Source organism: Kitasatospora brasiliensis (genome assembly GCF_032654805.1).
In the GTDB taxonomy this organism is placed as follows: domain Bacteria; phylum Actinomycetota; class Actinomycetes; order Streptomycetales; family Streptomycetaceae; genus Kitasatospora; species Kitasatospora brasiliensis.
Genome location: NZ_JAUOOW010000007.1, coordinates 482,315 through 498,226 on the forward strand (window position 1 = coordinate 482,315; position 15,912 = coordinate 498,226).

General features: G+C 71.7%; 11 protein-coding genes and 1 pseudogene. 6 read left to right on the top strand and 6 right to left on the bottom strand.

Annotation, left to right across the window (positions count from 1 at the left end; all coding sequences use genetic code 11):
- Window positions 1–371 precede the first annotated feature (371 nt).
- The gene (locus QWJ13_RS27995) at window positions 372–1,535 is read left to right on the top strand and encodes an ROK family protein (protein WP_316527922.1); all 1,164 of its coding nucleotides are present in this window, start codon (window positions 372–374) and stop codon (window positions 1,533–1,535) included.
- A gap of 83 nt (window positions 1,536–1,618) precedes the next feature.
- Here QWJ13_RS27995 and QWJ13_RS28000 read toward each other — a convergent pair whose 3' ends face one another.
- Complete coding sequence (locus tag QWJ13_RS28000; protein ID WP_316527923.1) at window positions 1,619–2,392, bottom strand: GntR family transcriptional regulator; 774 nt, start codon at window positions 2,390–2,392, stop codon at window positions 1,619–1,621.
- Window positions 2,393–2,695: 303 nt separating this feature from the next.
- Here QWJ13_RS28000 and QWJ13_RS28005 point away from each other — a divergent pair, with 303 nt between their 5' ends.
- Entirely contained in the window at window positions 2,696–3,505 is an 810-nt protein-coding gene (locus tag QWJ13_RS28005; RefSeq protein WP_316527924.1) for an exodeoxyribonuclease III, read from the top strand.
- Window positions 3,506–4,309: 804 nt separating this feature from the next.
- Here the strand turns inward: QWJ13_RS28005 and QWJ13_RS28015 are convergent.
- The 4 genes and pseudogenes from QWJ13_RS28015 to QWJ13_RS28030 form a co-directional block, all read right to left on the bottom strand.
- Window positions 4,310–4,564 (bottom strand): transposase, encoded by a 255-nt coding sequence (locus QWJ13_RS28015; RefSeq protein WP_432277616.1) that lies wholly within the window; start codon window positions 4,562–4,564, stop codon window positions 4,310–4,312.
- A 71-nt stretch (window positions 4,565–4,635) separates the two neighbouring features.
- Complete coding sequence (locus QWJ13_RS28020) at window positions 4,636–4,983, bottom strand: tetratricopeptide repeat protein (RefSeq protein ID WP_316527925.1); 348 nt, start codon at window positions 4,981–4,983, stop codon at window positions 4,636–4,638.
- Window positions 4,984–5,378: 395 nt separating this feature from the next.
- A complete protein-coding gene (locus QWJ13_RS28025) occupies window positions 5,379–6,389 on the bottom strand; it encodes an aldo/keto reductase (RefSeq protein WP_316527926.1) in 1,011 nt (336 codons plus the stop codon).
- A gap of 200 nt (window positions 6,390–6,589) precedes the next feature.
- Window positions 6,590–6,984, bottom strand: a pseudogene (locus tag QWJ13_RS28030) (CGNR zinc finger domain-containing protein); the annotation flags it as partial.
- Here QWJ13_RS28030 and QWJ13_RS28035 point away from each other — a divergent pair.
- The gene (locus QWJ13_RS28035) at window positions 6,954–7,811 is read left to right on the top strand and encodes an alpha/beta fold hydrolase (RefSeq protein WP_316527928.1); all 858 of its coding nucleotides are present in this window, start codon (window positions 6,954–6,956) and stop codon (window positions 7,809–7,811) included. The pseudogene QWJ13_RS28030 and the gene QWJ13_RS28035 overlap by 31 nt on opposite strands.
- Window positions 7,812–8,017: 206 nt before the next feature.
- Here the strand turns inward: QWJ13_RS28035 and QWJ13_RS28040 are convergent, their stop codons facing one another.
- Window positions 8,018–9,790, bottom strand: coding sequence for an RICIN domain-containing protein (locus tag QWJ13_RS28040; protein WP_316527930.1), 1,773 nt, complete (start codon window positions 9,788–9,790; stop codon window positions 8,018–8,020).
- Between the two features lie 477 nt (window positions 9,791–10,267).
- Here QWJ13_RS28040 and QWJ13_RS28045 point away from each other — a divergent pair, with 477 nt between their 5' ends.
- Genes QWJ13_RS28045 through fabF form a run of 3 tightly spaced genes read left to right on the top strand, consistent with a single transcriptional unit; the run spans window position 10,268 to window position 15,911 of the window.
- The gene (locus QWJ13_RS28045) at window positions 10,268–12,925 is read left to right on the top strand and encodes an aldehyde dehydrogenase family protein (RefSeq protein ID WP_316527931.1); all 2,658 of its coding nucleotides are present in this window, start codon (window positions 10,268–10,270) and stop codon (window positions 12,923–12,925) included.
- 5 nt (window positions 12,926–12,930) lie between these two features.
- Window positions 12,931–14,637, top strand: coding sequence for a thiamine pyrophosphate-binding protein (locus QWJ13_RS28050; RefSeq protein WP_316527933.1), 1,707 nt, complete (start codon window positions 12,931–12,933; stop codon window positions 14,635–14,637).
- On the top strand, window positions 14,634–15,911 hold the full coding sequence (gene fabF / locus QWJ13_RS28055) for a beta-ketoacyl-ACP synthase II (RefSeq protein WP_316527934.1): 1,278 nt from the start codon (window positions 14,634–14,636) through the stop codon (window positions 15,909–15,911). Before QWJ13_RS28050 ends, fabF begins: the two co-directional genes overlap by 4 nt.
- The last annotated feature ends 1 nt before the right edge of the window (window position 15,912 follow it).

The following is a 15,912-nucleotide window of genomic DNA, read 5'->3' on the forward strand; positions in this document are numbered from 1 at the left end:
ATCGGCGGCGGCCGCTTTCCGAGCCCGCCCTGGCCGCGCCCTGAGCGCCTCCTGGCCGCTCCCTGACCGTCCCCTGACCGCTCCCCTGCTGCTCGCTGACCGCCGTCCGTGGCCGAGTGGTGAAATCCGGATCACGCACCGCCACCCGATCCGTACCATTTCGATACCGAAGCCGTGATGAGCTGCGAGGATCCTCGCCGCTCGGGCCGGTCCCCGGGTAGGCTCCGGCTTGTCCTCCGGCCCTCGCGCAGGCGGCCCCCTGCCGCCGTGCCGCGTTCTCCGGGGGCGCACCCCCCGCGGGCCATTCGGTGGGCACCGCGCACTCGACACCGCGCGCCAGGGCAGTCGCGCGAACGGCGAAGGGCATCGCATTGTCGGATCGGCTCACCGGAGGAGACTCCTCGCTGCTGCGGCGGATCAACGCGGCGGTCACGCTCCGGGCGCTGCGGAACGGCCACTCCGTGACCCTCACTCAGCTCGTCGGCGAGACCGGGCTCTCCCGCCCGACCGTCGAGGGCGTGATCGAGGGCCTGGTCGAGACCGGGCTGGTCGCCGAGGTCGAGCAGCCGAGGGAGGACGGCCAGCCGGGCACCGGCCGCCGCGGCCGCCCGGCCCGCTGGTTCCGCTTCCGCGCCGAGGCCGGGCACATCCTCGGCATCGAGATCGGCGTGCACGACATCCGGGTCATCCTGGCCGACCTCACCGGCGAGGTGGTGGGCAGCCACTTCAAGCCGGTGGACGAGACCCTGGAGGCCGAGGAGCGGCTCTCCGCCGTACGCACCGCCGTCGCCGAGGTGCTGCGCAAGGCCGGCATCTCCCGCGACAACCTGTGGGCGGTCGGCGTCGGCACCCCCGGCATCGTGGACCGCGAGGGCACCATCCGGCTCGGCACCGCGATGCCCGGCTGGACCGGCCTGGACCTCGGCGCCCGGCTGCGGCGCTCCTTCCGCTGCCCGGTCCTGATCGAGAACGACGCCAACCTGGCCGCCATCGCCGAGCACTGGCAGGGGTCGGCGGTCGGTGCCGACGACGTCGTCTTCGTGATGGCCGGCCTCAGTCCGGGCGCCGGCTCGCTCATCGGCGGCAAGCTGCACCGCGGCTTCGGCGGCGCGGCCGGCGAGATCGGCGCGCTGCACCTGCTCGGCCAGGAGGTCACCCCCGAGCGCCTGCTGTCCACCACCGGCAAGCCGCTCAACCCGCTGGACGAGGCCGCCGTGGCCCGGGTACTGCGGCTGGCCCGGGAGGGCGACGAGGTCGCCAAGGTCGCCAAGGACCGCTTCCTGGCCCGCCTCGTCCAGGGCGTCGCCGCGCTCGTCCTGGCCATCGACCCGCAGCTGGTGGTGATCGGCGGCTGGGCGGCCGGCCTCGACGGCGTCCTGGACCCGCTGCGCGAACGCCTCGCCCAGCTCACCCTGCGCGCCCCGGAGGTCGCCCTGGCGGCGCTCGGCTCGGAGGTGGTGGCGATGGGGGCCCTGCGGGTGGCCCTCGACCACGTCGAGGAGCAGCTCTTCGCGGTGGACCCGCCGCGGGCCTGAGGCCGGGCGGCCCCCTCTCAACGGCACTGGCCCGGACGCCAGTTGGCGTCCGGGCCAGTGCCTGAGGGTTTCCGGAAGATGGTTCAGGAGGCGGTACGGACCTCGGCCGTCGCGCCGACCGGAGTGACCTCGACCAGTCCGGTCTCGCCGAAGGTCAGCTTGCAGGTGTCCGCCCGGTAGGTGGCGACGGCCAGCGCCACCAGCCGCCCGGCCGAGGCGTACTGGGTGGTCATCACCAGGACCGGCGCGCCGGGCGGGCGCTCCAGCAGGGCGGCCTGCTCGGCCTCGGCGACCCCCAGCTCGACCGAGCGGGACTCGCCGTCGACCTCCACCCGCTCCAGCTGGCGCAGCACCGAACGGGCGCGGTCGCTCTCGGCGCGGAAGCCCGGCAGGTGCGGCAGGGTGGCGGCCGGGACGTGCAGCGACTCGGTGGCCACCGCGCGGCCCTCCAGCAGACGGACCCGGCGCACGGTGTGCACGGTGGCGCCCTCGGCGATGCCCAGGCCCTTCGCCAGCTGCGCGGAGGCGGGGGCGGTGGTGCAGTCGACCGTCCGCCAGGCCTGGCTGCGCGCGGCGCCCGGCCAGCCCTCCTCCTGTCGGTTGACCGGCACACCGACCCGCGGAGCGGCGATCAGGGTGCCGATCCCCCGGCGGCGCACCAGGCGGCCCTCCAGCTCCAGCTGGTCGAGCGCCTGCCGCAGCGTCGCCCGCGCCACGCCGAAGCGGGCCGAGAGCTCACGCTCGTTGGGCAGCACCTGACCGGTCGAGAACTCCGAGTCGATGGCCCGCAGCAGCACGGTGCGCAGGTGCCAGTACTTCGGCTCCGGCACCGCAGAAAGCTGTCCAGTCGTTCCCACCGCGTCCTCCACCCTGCTGATGTCCGCCCTGCGACAAGGAGGGCGGATCCCGGGTCCACGATCCGCTGTCGCGGCAGGTGGAGAGCGGGCCTTTATCCGTCCTTCTTTATTAAAGGTCCTTGCAGTAAGTGACCCTAGGGGCTCCGTCCGGAGATGGTCAAGACCAATGACGCGGCTCCACGGGGGCGGCGCACATTTCATGCCGCGTTCACGACAGCTTCTGTCAGCCACTGCCACCTTCGAGCCGCCACCCGCCGCGCGTCACGATTCGGGTCGGGTGCGGCCAGTCGGTAGGCTGCCCGGGTGATCGTGGTGACGAGTGTGAACGTGAACGGAATCCGGGCGGCGGCCAAGAAGGGCTTCGTCGAATGGCTGGCCGGCACCGAGGCGGACGTCGTCTGCCTGCAAGAGGTGCGCTCCGAACCCGAGCAGCTGCCCGTCGAACTGCGCGACCTGGACGGCTGGCACGCCGTGTGGGCCCCCGCGGCCACCAAGGGCCGGGCCGGCGTCGCCATCCTCTCCCGCGAGAAGCCCCAGCGCACGGCGATCGGATTCGGCTCCGAGGAATTCGACAATTCGGGCAGGTATGTCGAAATCGACCTCCCCGGCCTGACCATCGCCAGCCTCTACCTCCCCTCCGGCGAAGTGGGCACCGAGCGCCAGGACGAGAAGGAACGCTTCATGGCGGAATTCCTCGTCCACCTCATCGCCCTGCGCGCCCGCGCCGCCGCCGACGGCCGCGAGGTCGTCGTCTGCGGCGACTGGAACATCGCCCACCGCCCGGAGGACCTCAAGAACTGGAAGGCCAACCAGAAGTCCGCCGGCTTCCTCCCCGAAGAACGCGCCTGGCTCTCCCGCGTCTACGACGAGGCCGGCTACACCGACGTCGTCCGCGCCCTCCACCCCGACCGCACCGGCCCCTACTCCTGGTGGTCCTACCGCGGCCGCGCCTTCGACAACGACTCCGGCTGGAGGATCGACCTTCTGACGGCCAGTCGGAAACTTGCGGACACCGCCGTCGAGGCCTACGTCGAGCGACCGGCCTCCCATGCCGAGCGCTGGAGCGACCACGCGCCGGTAACCGCCGTCTTCGATATCGACCAACTCCTGTAGTGCTTCGGGAGGTTCGAGCCATCAGCTTCGGGCCGCTGCGGCCGTCGCACAACCTGCACAGGGTGACGATCGCAGCTTGCCGTTGCCCTGCACATGGACTACACGACGATCACCACACCCTGAGTGAAAGTCAGTTGATCTTCTGGAAACGACTCGGTTTGTAGAATCCGAAGCCGCCTGGCGGCGGCGCGGGCGACGAATGGTATCGAGACCTATGCGTTGAACCTGGTGCTGTTCTGCCGTTTCCTCCACGAGTCCCGGACCGGGAAGTCGATCTGGGTACACGGGTGAAGTGTCCTACTGGTCGTGCCGGAGCTGCCACCAAGGCAGCGCCCGGAACTCGGCTCGGCCATCGGGCAAATCACCGTTCTGCCGTGCCTCCCTCCGACCGGGCGGCTGCTTTCATGATCACTCAACGGGGATGAAGGAGCATGACCGGTCGAGCGCGCAGGGGATTGCGGTTGACGGGGATCACGCGTGCAGTGCGGGTGATGGTGGCGAGGGCGACGGTTGCTTCGGCGAGTGCGAGGCGGTCGCCTACGCACTTGCCGGGGCTGGCGCCGAAGGGGATGTAGGTGGTGCGGTCGGGTGCTTGGGCACCTACTTCCCGTTCTGCCTCGGTGCCCGCGCCTGCCTGGGGGCATCAGGTTCGCCCTCCGCGAGACCATGGCACTGCTGGAACTCCCGCTGCCGCTCAGGCGGTTGTAGTTCCACCCGCCTGAGCGGGGCGGCGTACAGCATCGTCGTCCGCCCTAACGGCCCGACTCCCGTCCAGGTCCAGCAGGTCCGCGCGGCGCAGTTCGGTCAGCAGGCGGGGCCAGACGCCGACCTCGGTCCAGTCCCGCAGTCGGCGCCAGGCCGTGATTCCGGAGCAGCCCACGGTCTGCGCGGGGACATCGGCCATGCGACACCGGTCCGCAGCACATAGATGTTGCCGGCCAGGGCCGCCCGGTCGGGGACGCGCAGCCGCCCGGGATGGCGACGGCGTCGTTCGGGAGCGGGCGGCAGCAGCGGAGCCACCCGCTCCCACAGGTCATCCGGCACAAGATCAACGCGCACCCGGACACCCGGACACCCTGCCAACCAAGATCATTGAGCACAAGAGCGCAGCTCGACTCATTTTGAAACGATCAGTAAGTCCCCCTGGCTGCCCTTCTGTCCTCCAACCAGGCTGCGATCGCGCGCGACTGTGCGAGATCCGCCTCGTTCACCCCGGGGTTCGTCAGGTTGAGTTTCAACCGGATCTTGGTGCTCTCGGCCAGGGCTGTTTCGGCGACGTTCCATCGGTGCAGGCTGCCCAGGCGAACGGCGAGGTTGCTGAGGCATGAGGCGACGTCATCGAGACTGGCATCGATCGCGGCGCCGTGCAGATCCACCGCCTCCTCGATCGCGGCCAGCGCCTCCTCATCCCGGCCCGCCCCAGCCCACCGGTTCGATAGGTTGTTCAGCGTCAGCGCGAGACCGGCCTGTACCGGCACCGAGGCGCCTTCGCGGTACAGCGCTAGCGGTTCGGTGAGCTATCCGTCGGCGTCGTGGCTGGCGGCCACGCTCCTCGGCGCGGTCCTCGTGATGGTGGTCCTCACCCTCGTCCCGGCCCTCTTCGGATCGCGGCGCGGGGGGGGTCGAGATCCTTCGGGCCGAGCGGGCCTGACCGAACGTGGGGGGCGGGGGGCCCGGGCGCCCCCCCCCACCACCCATGACACACCACCGATCAACAGATGCGGCAGGTCCGCTTCTGGCCGTCGCGAAGAACGTGGTGCTGCCGCTGCGGGTGCTCGCCGACCTGGGGACGGTGGCGCGCGACACCGCCGGGCCGACCACAGGGCTGCGAAGGCCGAGGCCAAGGACTCGTCGAAGGCGGCGGCAGCCCGGACTACCGGGAGCCCACCGCAGGGTGCGGCTTGTAGAAGGACTCCTCCAGGTAGGCGGCCTCGTGCGGCTGGTAGGGCTCCTCCAGGTAGGCGGCCTCGTCTTCGTCGAGTTCGACGTCCACAGCGGCGACCGCGTCGGCCAGCTGGGCCGGCTTGGTGACCCCGACGATGGGCGAGGTCACCACCGGGTTGCGCATGACCCAGGCCAGGGCGACCTGGGCCGGGGACAGACCTCGCTTGCCCGCGATCTCATGGACGCGCTCGGCCACCGCCTGGTCCTCGTCGCGGTAGAGGATCTTGCCGCCCGCGTCGGTCTCGGCACGCGCCGTGGCGGTGTCCCGGGCCCGCGTCAGCCTGCCCCGCGCCAGCGGGCTCCACGGGATGACACCGATGCCCTGGTCGGCGCAGAGCGGGAGCATCTCCCGCTCTGCTTCCCGGTGGATGAGGTTGTAGTGGTCCTGCATCGACACGAACCGGGTCCAGCCGTTCAGGTCAGCCAGGTACAGGGCCTTGGTGAACTGCCAGGCGTGCATGGAGGAGGCTCCGATGTAGCGGACCTTCCCGGACTTGACCGCGTCGTGCAGTGCCTCGAGGGTTTCCTCGATCGGGGTGTCGTAGTCCCAGCGGTGGATCTGGTACAGGTCGATGTAGTCGGTCCCCAATCGCTTCAGGGAGGCGTCGAGTTCAGCGAAGATCGCCTTGCGGGACAGCCCGGCACCGTTCGGGCCGGGGCGCATCCGCATCCAGACCTTGGTGGCGAGAACGACCTCCTCGCGCCGGGTGAAGTCCTTGACCGCTTGGCCGACGATCTCCTCACTGCTTCCGGCGCTGTACCCATTGGCCGTGTCGAGGAAGTTGACGCCGCCTTCGAGGGCTTGCTTGATGATGTCCCGGCTCGCGTCCGCGCCCAGCGACCAGGGCTCGCCACCCCGGTCCGGCTCGCCGAAGCTCATGCAGCCGAGGGTGATGGCGGAGACTTCCAGTCCGGTCGTTCCGAGTTTGACGTATCGCATGCTTCCGAACCTAGGAGTTGGAGTGCGCTCTAACGCAATATGTCTCGGTCCGGAATCCGGAGGCGTGGGGCATGTGCGCCCTGTCAGGTCTCGACCGCTACCCGTGGGATCCCTGAGGACCGGACGAAGGAGACGCGGCGCGAGCAGGGCTGCCCCCCGCAGGTGCCGGGAGCAGTCTTCGTGGTGCGTGCCGGCCAGGATCAGCGGGTGCGTTCGTAGTGGCGGCGGGCCTTTTCGCGGTTGCCGCAGGTGGCCATGGAGCACCAGCGGGCGCGGTTGGCGCGGCTGCGGTCGAGGAGGAACAGGCGGCACTGGTCGTTGGCGCAGGGGCGCAGTCGGCCAGGGAGCTGTTCTTCGGTGGCGGCCCAGGCAAGGATCATCTCGACGGCCAGCCGGGCGTGCGGCGGGGTCCTGAGCGTCCACCGGAGGCCGTCCGCGGTGAGTTCGGGGAGCTGGTGGACCCCTTGGAGCAGCGGGGCCAGTGCGGTGGGCGGGGTCTGGCCGCGGACGGTGTTCCACAGGGTTTCCCGAGCCTCGCGCAGCAGTGCCAGTTCGGCGGGCTCGGTGCACCACCGGACCGCCACCATCGGCGGCCACGAGATCTTCTACCGCGAGGCCGGCCCCGCCGACGCCCCCGCGATCGTCCTGCTGCACGGCTTCCCGACCAGCTCGTTCATGTTCCGCGAACTCATCCCGCTGCTGGCCGACGACTACCACGTCATCGCGCCGGACCACCTCGGCTTCGGCCACTCCGCCGCTCCCCTCGCCACCGAGTTCGGCTACACCTTCGACGCGCTCGCCGAACTCGCCTCCGGACTGCTCGACCACCTGGGCCTGGACCGCTACGCCCTCTACGTCCAGGACTACGGCGCCCCCATCGGATGGCGCCTCGCGCTCCGGCACCCGGAGCGGATCTCCACCCTCGTCACCCAGAACGGCAACGGCTACGAGGACGGCTTCGTCGAGTCGTTCTGGAGCGGCCTCTGGGCCTACGCGGAGGACCCCGGGCCCGCCACCGTACCCGCCGTCCGCGCCGCGCTGGGCATCGACGCCATCCGCTGGCAGTACCTGCACGGCGTGCCCGACCCGAGCCTGGTCAGCCCGGACACCTGGGAGCACGACGCGGCCCTCGTCTCCCGCGTGGGGAACGACGAGGTCCAGCTGGCGCTGTTCCGCGACTACCGCAACAACCGCCCGCTCTACCCGCTGCTGCACGAGTTCCTGCGCACCAGCGGGGTCCCGGTGCTCGCCGTGTGGGGCCGCAACGACGAGATCTTCGGCCCGGCCGGCGCGCAGGCCTTCGCCCGCGACGCCGAGGACGCCGAGGTGCACCTGATCGACGGCGGGCACTTCCTGTTGGAGAGCCACCTGGACGTCGTCGCCGGTTACCTGCGCGGCTTCCTCGGGCGGGTGCTGGGCTGAGCGCAGCGCCCCTACCAGGTGACGGGCAGGGCGAGCGGTCCGCCGGTCAGCCGGCTCTCCTGCCACCGCAGTTCGTCCTCCGGTACGGCCAGGCGCAGCGCCGGGAAGCGGCGGAAGAGCAGGTCGAGGACGACCTGGGGCTCCAGCCGTGCGCGAGTGCTGTTCCCGAGTGCTGTTCCCGGGGCCTGGTCAGGCTGGGAGCGTGGTCAGCTCTGGAACGTCCAGAGCTGGTTGGTGCCACCGGTGTCCGGGAAGACGCCGACCCAGCGGTCGTCGCCGGTCAGGTTGCGCAGCACGTCCAGGTCCCAGCCGTAGTAGGTGTTCACCAGGTGCACGCTGCCGTTGGGGCCGGTGGTGAAGGTCCAGTTCTGGGTGGGCTGGCCCGCGCAGTCGTACTGGTCGGTCCAGTCGCCGGCGCGCGCGTGGAGCCCGTCGTGGACGTCCAGGCACTTGCCCGACTTCTCGTTGACGATGGTGAAGGTGCCCGGGCCGCTGGAGTCGAGGTGCCAGTACTGGTCGGCTCCGCCGTTGAGGCTCTGGGTGACCACGTGGGCGGTGTTGTCCAGGGCGGCGCCCTCGACGTCGAGCAGGCGGTCGCCGTTGCTGACGCTGGCGATGGCGGAGGACTCCCGGGTGGCGAGCTCCCACTGCTGGGAGTCCTGGGGGCCGCAGGGCGAGATGGCGGCCGACCCGGCGTTGCCGTGGGCGCCGAGGACGTCGAGGCAGCTGTTGGTGTGGTAGCCGTTCACCAGCACGCCGGTGGCCGAGTCGTCGGGGCCGGGGTGGAAGTACCAGGCCTGGGTGGTCTGGCCCGAGCAGGTGTTCTGGACGACCAGGTCCCGCTGGTTGGCGGTGCCGTTGCGGACGTCCATGCACTTGCCGGTCCGCTGGTTGACCAGGATGAAGGCCGGCAGGCCCAGGAAGGGCTGCGGGCGCCAGGTCTGTTCGGGGCCCGCGTCGGGGACCGCGGCCTGCCCGCCGGTACGACTGGTGGGGGGATAGGTGATCACGGTCGTCCCGTCGGCGGTGTCGCCGTCCGGAACGGTCAGGCGGTTCCCGTCGTCACCGCGGCTGCGCAGCTCGACCGCCTCCGCGCCGCCGCGCAGCGCGAGCGGCAGCAGGCCGACGGGGGTGTGGTCGCTGCTCATGGCGTTCAGCCGCTCCCCCTCGTACAGCGCGCCCGCGGCCAGCGGGCGGCCGGTGAAGAAGTAGTCCGCCTCGGCCAGGTTGCCGGTGTAGAAGCCCACGGTGTACCGGGCGCTGCGGTACTGCACGGCTCCGGCGGGCGCCGTGACCGGCAGCTCGTCGGGGTCGCGGTTCCAGTCCCCCATGGCGAGCCAGTTGGCGTTGGGCGAGGCGGCCGCGATGGCGCCCAGGGTGGACTCCGCGTTGTTCGCCTGGCCGCCGTTGGAGTCCGCGTGCGCCGTCCAGTACGACGCGTTGTTGATCCGGATCCCGAAGGCGGGACGCGACCCGTTGTTGGGGGCGTACAGGACCTGGTTGGTGTACCACGGGGTGACGATGGCCAGGTTGACCCGGTTCCCGCCGAAGTCGGTCCGCAGGTAGTAGATGTAGAAGACCTCCTGACGGCTCTGGGTGGCCACGTTCCACTGGAAGACCTGCACCGGCTGCTGGCCGGGCGCGGTCGGGAGCAGCCCGAGGAACGACCCCGGCACCGCCTGCGCGGGGCCGGCCTCCTGGATCGCGATCATGTTGTAGTTCAGGTCGATGAGCTGCGGCAGGTCCTTCACCCACTTGTCGGCGTCGTCGCCACTGCCCGCGCCCTGGAGGTTGTAGGTGACGGCCTGGACGTCCTCCAGATTGTTCGGCGGCGGGGGCTGCGCCGCCGCGGGCCCGGCCGCCGCGAACATCAGCCCGGCGACGGCGAGGGCCATCGCCAGGGCGCCCGCGAGGAGTTGCAGCAGCCTCGCCGCACCGCCCTCCCTCCCGGGACGGCTCCGACCAATGAGTGACCGCATCGTGACCTCCGTTCGGCCGGGCCGCTCCGTCGCGGCCCGACACGGCACAGGGTCTCCGGACCGGCTGCGCAGTACACCTGCGTACACGGTCCTTCATACGACGGGCATGGCGCCATCGAGCCGGCCCGGGCGCCCCTCACCTGGTGGCGGGGGCAGCGTGCCACCCGGGTAGCGGCCGTCAACTGGCGCGCCGATCAAAGGACTTGGGAGCAGTCGGCGTCGACAGCAGTGCGGACGGGGGACTTGGCAGTCGCTGGCGCGCGACCGGACCATTGTCGCCCATGACCGAGAGCGTGAACCACCTCTCGCGCCGATCCGTGAACGCACGCGCCTGGGAAAGCCACTCCTCGAATACTCATTTCACCCGCCGCGCGCCCCCTATTCCCGCGCGCACGCCGCGATATTCGCGACAGCCCTGGACGCCACTCGACGAGCGTGCGATAGTCACCTCGAACCACCTGGTCTTGAGGAGCACAAGTGCCCGTTTCCAGGAGATTGATCTCGCCCGAAGGGCGCATCTGGAATACCGAAGAAATCGCGGCCCGGACATTCGGAGCCATCGAATTCCTGACACACCGCGGCATCGGCCCCGGTTCGAGAGCAATGATGAGCGGCCCCAATTCCCCGGAATGGGTCGTCTCCCTGCTCGCACTCATCCACCTCGACGCGTCGGTGGTCCTGGCCGATCATCGAGCCACCCCGTCACAGCGGTCGCAGATCCGCTCCCGGGCGCGCGTGGTGCTCGACATCGGCGACGGCGCGGGCGACGCCGCGACGCCGCGCTCCGCCTCGAAGTCGGCGGCCGTGCCCGGCGTCACGAGCTGGGCCCTGCGCCAGGACGCGGTGATCTCGTGGTCATCGGGTACGACGGGCAGCCCCAAGGGCATCGTCCGCTCCGGTCGTTCGATCCTGGACAACCTCGCGCTCAGCGCGGAGCGCATGGGGTACCGGCCCGACGACGTCTTCCTGCCCGTCCTGCCGTACTCCCACCAGTACGGCCTGTCCCTGGTCCTCTGCTGGTGGCTGGGCGGAGGCACGCTCGTGGTCTACGGGTCCGCCACACGCCTGGACCACGCACTCACCGTCGGCCTGGAGCACGGCCTCTCCGTCGTCGACGGGGCCCCGTCGACCTACTACAGCCTGCTCAACCTGCTCGACCGCCGCCCCGCCCTCGCGGACGCACTGGGGACGGTACGCGCCTGGTGCGTGGGCGGCGCGCCGCTGGGGCGCGACCTGGCCGCCCGGTTCCACGCCCGCACCGGCCTGCACCTGCTCGACGGCTACGGCGCGACCGAGGTGGGAAACATCGCGCTGGCTCCCCCGAACGATCCGATCGGGTGCGGCACGCCCCTGCCCGGCGTGGTCGTCGAAGTCCACGACGACCACGGCAGGCCGCTCCCCAGCGGGCGGCTCGGCGAACTCGTCGTCCGCAGCGACGGCCTGATGACCGGACGGCTCGGCGACGACGGCGAGATCCTGCCGGTGTCCGGGCCGGTCCACCGCACCGGTGACATCGGCCTGCTCGACGACGCCGGCCGGGTCTTCCCGATCGGGCGCAAGCTCGCCGTGCACCGCGACGGTCACACGCTCTACCCCGACCACCTCGCCGAACGGGCCGGGTCGGTCGGCGCGCGGACGGAGGTCGTCGCCGTCCCCGACGCCCGGCTCGGCTGCCGTCTGGTGTTCGTGGTCGCGGACCCGGACGATCACGGACCGGAGCACTGGAAGCGGCTGCTGCGCCCGGAGCTCGCCGACTACGAGCAGCCCGACCACATCGTGGTGCTTCCCTCGCTGCCCCTCACGAACACGGGGAAGCCCGACCGGGCCGCCCTGGAGAAGATCGCCATGACCTCGCTCTCCGCATCGCACCGGCCGGCCGGCCGGCCCACCGTGTCCGCCTCGGCCCCCGACGCGGCCGACTACCGCGTCCCCTTCGCCGACCGGATCGACGCGCTGCGCGCGGTGCGCCAGTACGTCGCCGGCCACGAGGACGCGGTGATGGGCATCCTCACCGAGACCTCGCCCCACCGCACCGCCGGGGCGGAGGTCCGTTCGTTCCTCGCCACCCTCGACGGGGCCGAGGAGGAGATCCGCCGCGTCCGGCCCTGCCCCGTACCCCGGGCCGCCGTTTTCATGCCGTCCAACATTCCGCTCTATTCCTACGCGCTCTACACGCTCGTGACGTCCCTCTACAGCGAGAGAATCGTCTTCCGGCCGTCCTCCGAGACAAAGGGCCAGATGCAGCGGCTGCACGAACTCCTGGCGCCGGTCCACGGCCTGCCCATCAGCCTTTCCGGACTCAGTCAGCGGAAATTCCTGACCGGTCCGGTGCGCGATTCCGACCTCGTCGTCTTCACCGGCGACTACGCGAATGCCGAGACCGTCCGGGAAGGACTGGCGGAGGACCAGCTCTTCGTCTTCTTCGGGCACGGCATCAACCCCTTCGTGATCGCGCCCGACGCCGACCTCACGCACGCCGTGCGTGATCTCACGAGGATCCGGCTCTACAATTCGGGCCAGGACTGCTTCGGTCCCGACGTCGTGTTCACGCCCAAGCGCCGCACCGGAGAATTCGTCGACCTGCTGTCCGCCGAGCTGACGTCGCTGAGGTTCGGTCAGAACGGCGACCCCGTCGCCGACTACGGTCCGATCTTCTACGACTCGGCGCTGGTGAACTGCTCGGACTACCTGGTGCGCCACGCGCGCCGCATCCGGCACGGCGGCCGCATCGACCTGCCGTCCCGCAGGGTCGAGCCGACCGTGCTGCTGTGGGGCTTCGACGACAAGATGCCCCTGGACGAAATGTTCGCCCCGGTGTTCAACGTCGTGGCTTACCCCAGCGCCAGACTGCTGCGCGAGCGGTTGTCGAACGCCTACTTCAGCGAGCGCGCGCTGGGAGCGATGGTCTACGGGACCGACCCCGAGACGGTCGACGTCCTGGCCCGGCGCCACCGGACCTGCGTCAACCACACGCTGCTCGACGCCGAGGACGGCAACCGCCCGTTCGGCGGATTCGGGATGCGGGCGAACTACGTCTCCTACGGCGGCGAGCGGCACGCCGAACCTCTGCTCGTCTCGCAGGCCGTGGCACGGAACCTCGCGACGGACGAACCCGTCACGGTGAGAGGGGAGTGACCGAGGTGAGCAAGGTGACCGAGGAGAGGAAGCGGTACCCCGACGTGTGGTCCGCCGTCGTCGACCTGCTGGTAGCGAACGGGGTGGACACCTGCTTCGGGCTGCCCGGCGACGACCTGGAGCTGCTCCGCGCCCTCGACGCCGCCGGCCTGGACCTCGTTCCGTGCCGTGACCAGCGCAACGCGATGTACATGGCCACGGGCTACGCGCTGCAGTCCGGTCGGCTCGCCGTGTGTGCCCTGGGCAAGGGCCCGGCGGTCACCCACGCGGCCACGGGACTACTGGAGGCACGGGAGTCGAGCGCACCCGTCCTCGTGCTCGCGGCCGGCGTACCCGAACACCGCCGGGGCAGCGGCGGTTTCCAGGAACTCGACCAGGTCGCCACGACGGCGCCGCTCGTGCGGTGGGCGCACCGGGTGGGACATCCGGACCGGGTCGTCCCCGCGACAGTGACGGCGCTGACCAGAGCCGTCGGGCCGCCGCCCGGACCGGTGTACCTGGAGGTGCCCGACGACATCCGGACAGCGGAGGTCCTCGTCACCGGGCCGCGGCCGACCCTGCCCGAACCCCTGTTCCTCGAACCCGTTCCGGCGACGCCGGGACCGGCCCTGGCGGCGATCCGCGCGAGCCGGCGCCCGGTCGTGCTGGTGGGCGGCGGCATGCGGCACCGCAACGGCGGCGGCGCGGCCGAGCGCTTCGCCGAACGCCTCGGCGCGGCGCTCTTCACCACCGCGTCCGGCCGCGGCGCCGTCGACGAACTCCACCCGCTGTTCTGCGGGGTGGCGGGCCTCTACGCCTCGGCTCCCGCCCGCGATCTGTGGTCGCGCTGTGACCTGGTCGTGTCGCTCGCCGGGCGGCTGGAGGAGACGGTCGTCGAGGGCGGAGCACCGTGGCCCCCGGTCCCGGTGGTGCAGGTCAACGTGGATCCGGGCGGGCTGTCGGCCGAGTTCGCGGGCCCGCGGGTGCTCGGTGACGCCCGGTACGCCGTGCTCGGCTGGTCGCGGGCGCTGGACGAGGACGGCGGGGCCGGGCGCGCGGAAGCCGGCACGACGTGGGCGGACGACATCGCCGCCGCCCGCGCGGCCATGGCCCGGGACGCCGAGGCCGAACTGGCCCGTGCGGCGGCGCTCCCGGGGATCCGCATCGCCGAGCTGCTCGCCGCGCTCGACGCCACCGCCGGCGGGCCCCGCGTCCTGGTCCAGGAGAACGGGCTGCAGGACATGTGGTCCTACGGCTTCCCCTTCCGGGTCGGCGGCGGGTCCGTCGTGCCGTCGGAGCAGACGCCCCTGGGCTTCGGCGCGGCCGCAGCCATCGGGGTCAAGCGGGCCGCACCGGACCACGAGGTCGTCGCGTTCATCGGGGACGGGGCCTTCCTCGCGGCCCGCGCGGACATCGCCGTCACCGCCCCGGCCCACGGCGGCGTGCTGTACGTGGTGCTGTGCAACGGCGGCTACGGCTGGCTGGACGTCCAGCGCGCCCGCCTCGGCCTCGATGCCGAGCGCCACGCCTTCACGCGCCCAGGCACACCGCCGCCCGCGGTGGACGGGCCGGACATCCACTGCCGGGTGCTGCGCGACAAGGCCGCGCTGACCGACGAGCTCCATGCCGCACGGCGGTTCTGCTCCCGGGGCGGCACGGCCGTCCTGATGGTGCCGGTCTCCCCCGACGACGTCCTCCCGGCCGTCCGGGACGCCTCGGTGGTCCCCCAGTGACCGGCGTGGGAGGGCGGGACGGCACCGCGAACGGACGGGCCACGCGCCGGGTGATGGTCACCGGGTACGGGGCGGTGACACCGCTCGGCCACAGCGTCGACGAGACGTGGACGGCCCTGCTGGCCGGGCGCAGCGGCATCGCCGCGGTGGACGCGATCGACGTGACCGGTCTCGGAGTCCGGATCGGCGGTCAGGTCCGCGGCTTCGTGCCCGGTCGCTACATGCCGCCGTCGGTCAGCCGGCGCGCCGACCGGTTCGCGCAGTACGCGCTGGCCGCCGCGCTGGAAGCGTGCGAGCACGCCGGGCTCGTCGTCGACGACGAGCTGGCGCCGCGGGTCGCGGTGGTCGTCGGCAGCGGCTACGGCCCGGTCGGGTCGATCTACCGGGCCGCGGACACGCTGCGCGACCGGGGGGCCCGGGCCATCAGCCCCTTCACCCAGGTCACCACCGCCATGGACAGCGCCGCGTGCGAGATCAGCATGCGGCTGGGCACTCAGGGGCCCAGCCGGGCCCAGAGCACGGCGTGCGCCAGCGGCGCGGACGCGGTCGGCGCGGGGATGCGGATGATCAGCCACGGGGAGGCCGACGTCGTCCTCGTCGGCGGCGCCGATGCCTGCGTCACCGCCGTCGACCTCGCGGGCAGCGGCAACGCCCGCGCGCTGTCCCGGCGCAACGACGATCCGACCGCGGCGTGCCGGCCGTTCGACGCCCGTCGCGACGGGTTCGTGATGAGCGAGGGAGCCGCCGTGCTGGTGCTGGAGGCCGCCGAGGTGGCCGAGCGGCGGGGGGCGAGCGCGCTGGCCGAACTCGTGGGCTACGGGGCGAGTTCCGACGCCCATCACTGGACCGCCCCCCATCCGCAGGGGCGGGGTGCGTGCCTCGCCGTCGAGGCGGCGCTGCGCGACGCGGGGCTGACGGGGGCGGACGTGGACTACGTCAACGCGCACGGCACCGGGACCCTGCTGAACGACGCCACGGAGACGGCTGTCCTGCGCAGGGTGCTGGGCGAGCGCGTCACCCGGATCCCGGTCAGCTCCACCAAGTCGATGACCGGACACATGATCGGCGCCGCCGGAGCCGTCGAGCTCGTGGTCGCGATCCAGGTCCTGCGCACCGGCGACGTCCCGCCGACCGTCAACTGCGACGAGCCGATCGACCCGGACATCAACTTCGTGCCGCACCGGGCACAGCACCACGAGCTTCTGCGGACCGCTCTCAGCAACTCGTTCGGCTTCGGCGGCCACAATGCCGCTCTCGTGGTCCGGGCGGTGTGAG

What these genes read in the sequence shown, in the direction of transcription:
- QWJ13_RS28025 (WP_316527926.1), bottom strand. Translation starts at nt 6,389, where the DNA reads ATGCGATACGTCAAACTCGGAACGACCGGACTGGAAGTCTCCGCCATC.
- QWJ13_RS28040 (WP_316527930.1), bottom strand. Translation starts at nt 9,790, where the DNA reads ATGCGGTCACTCATTGGTCGGAGCCGTCCCGGGAGGGAGGGCGGTGCG.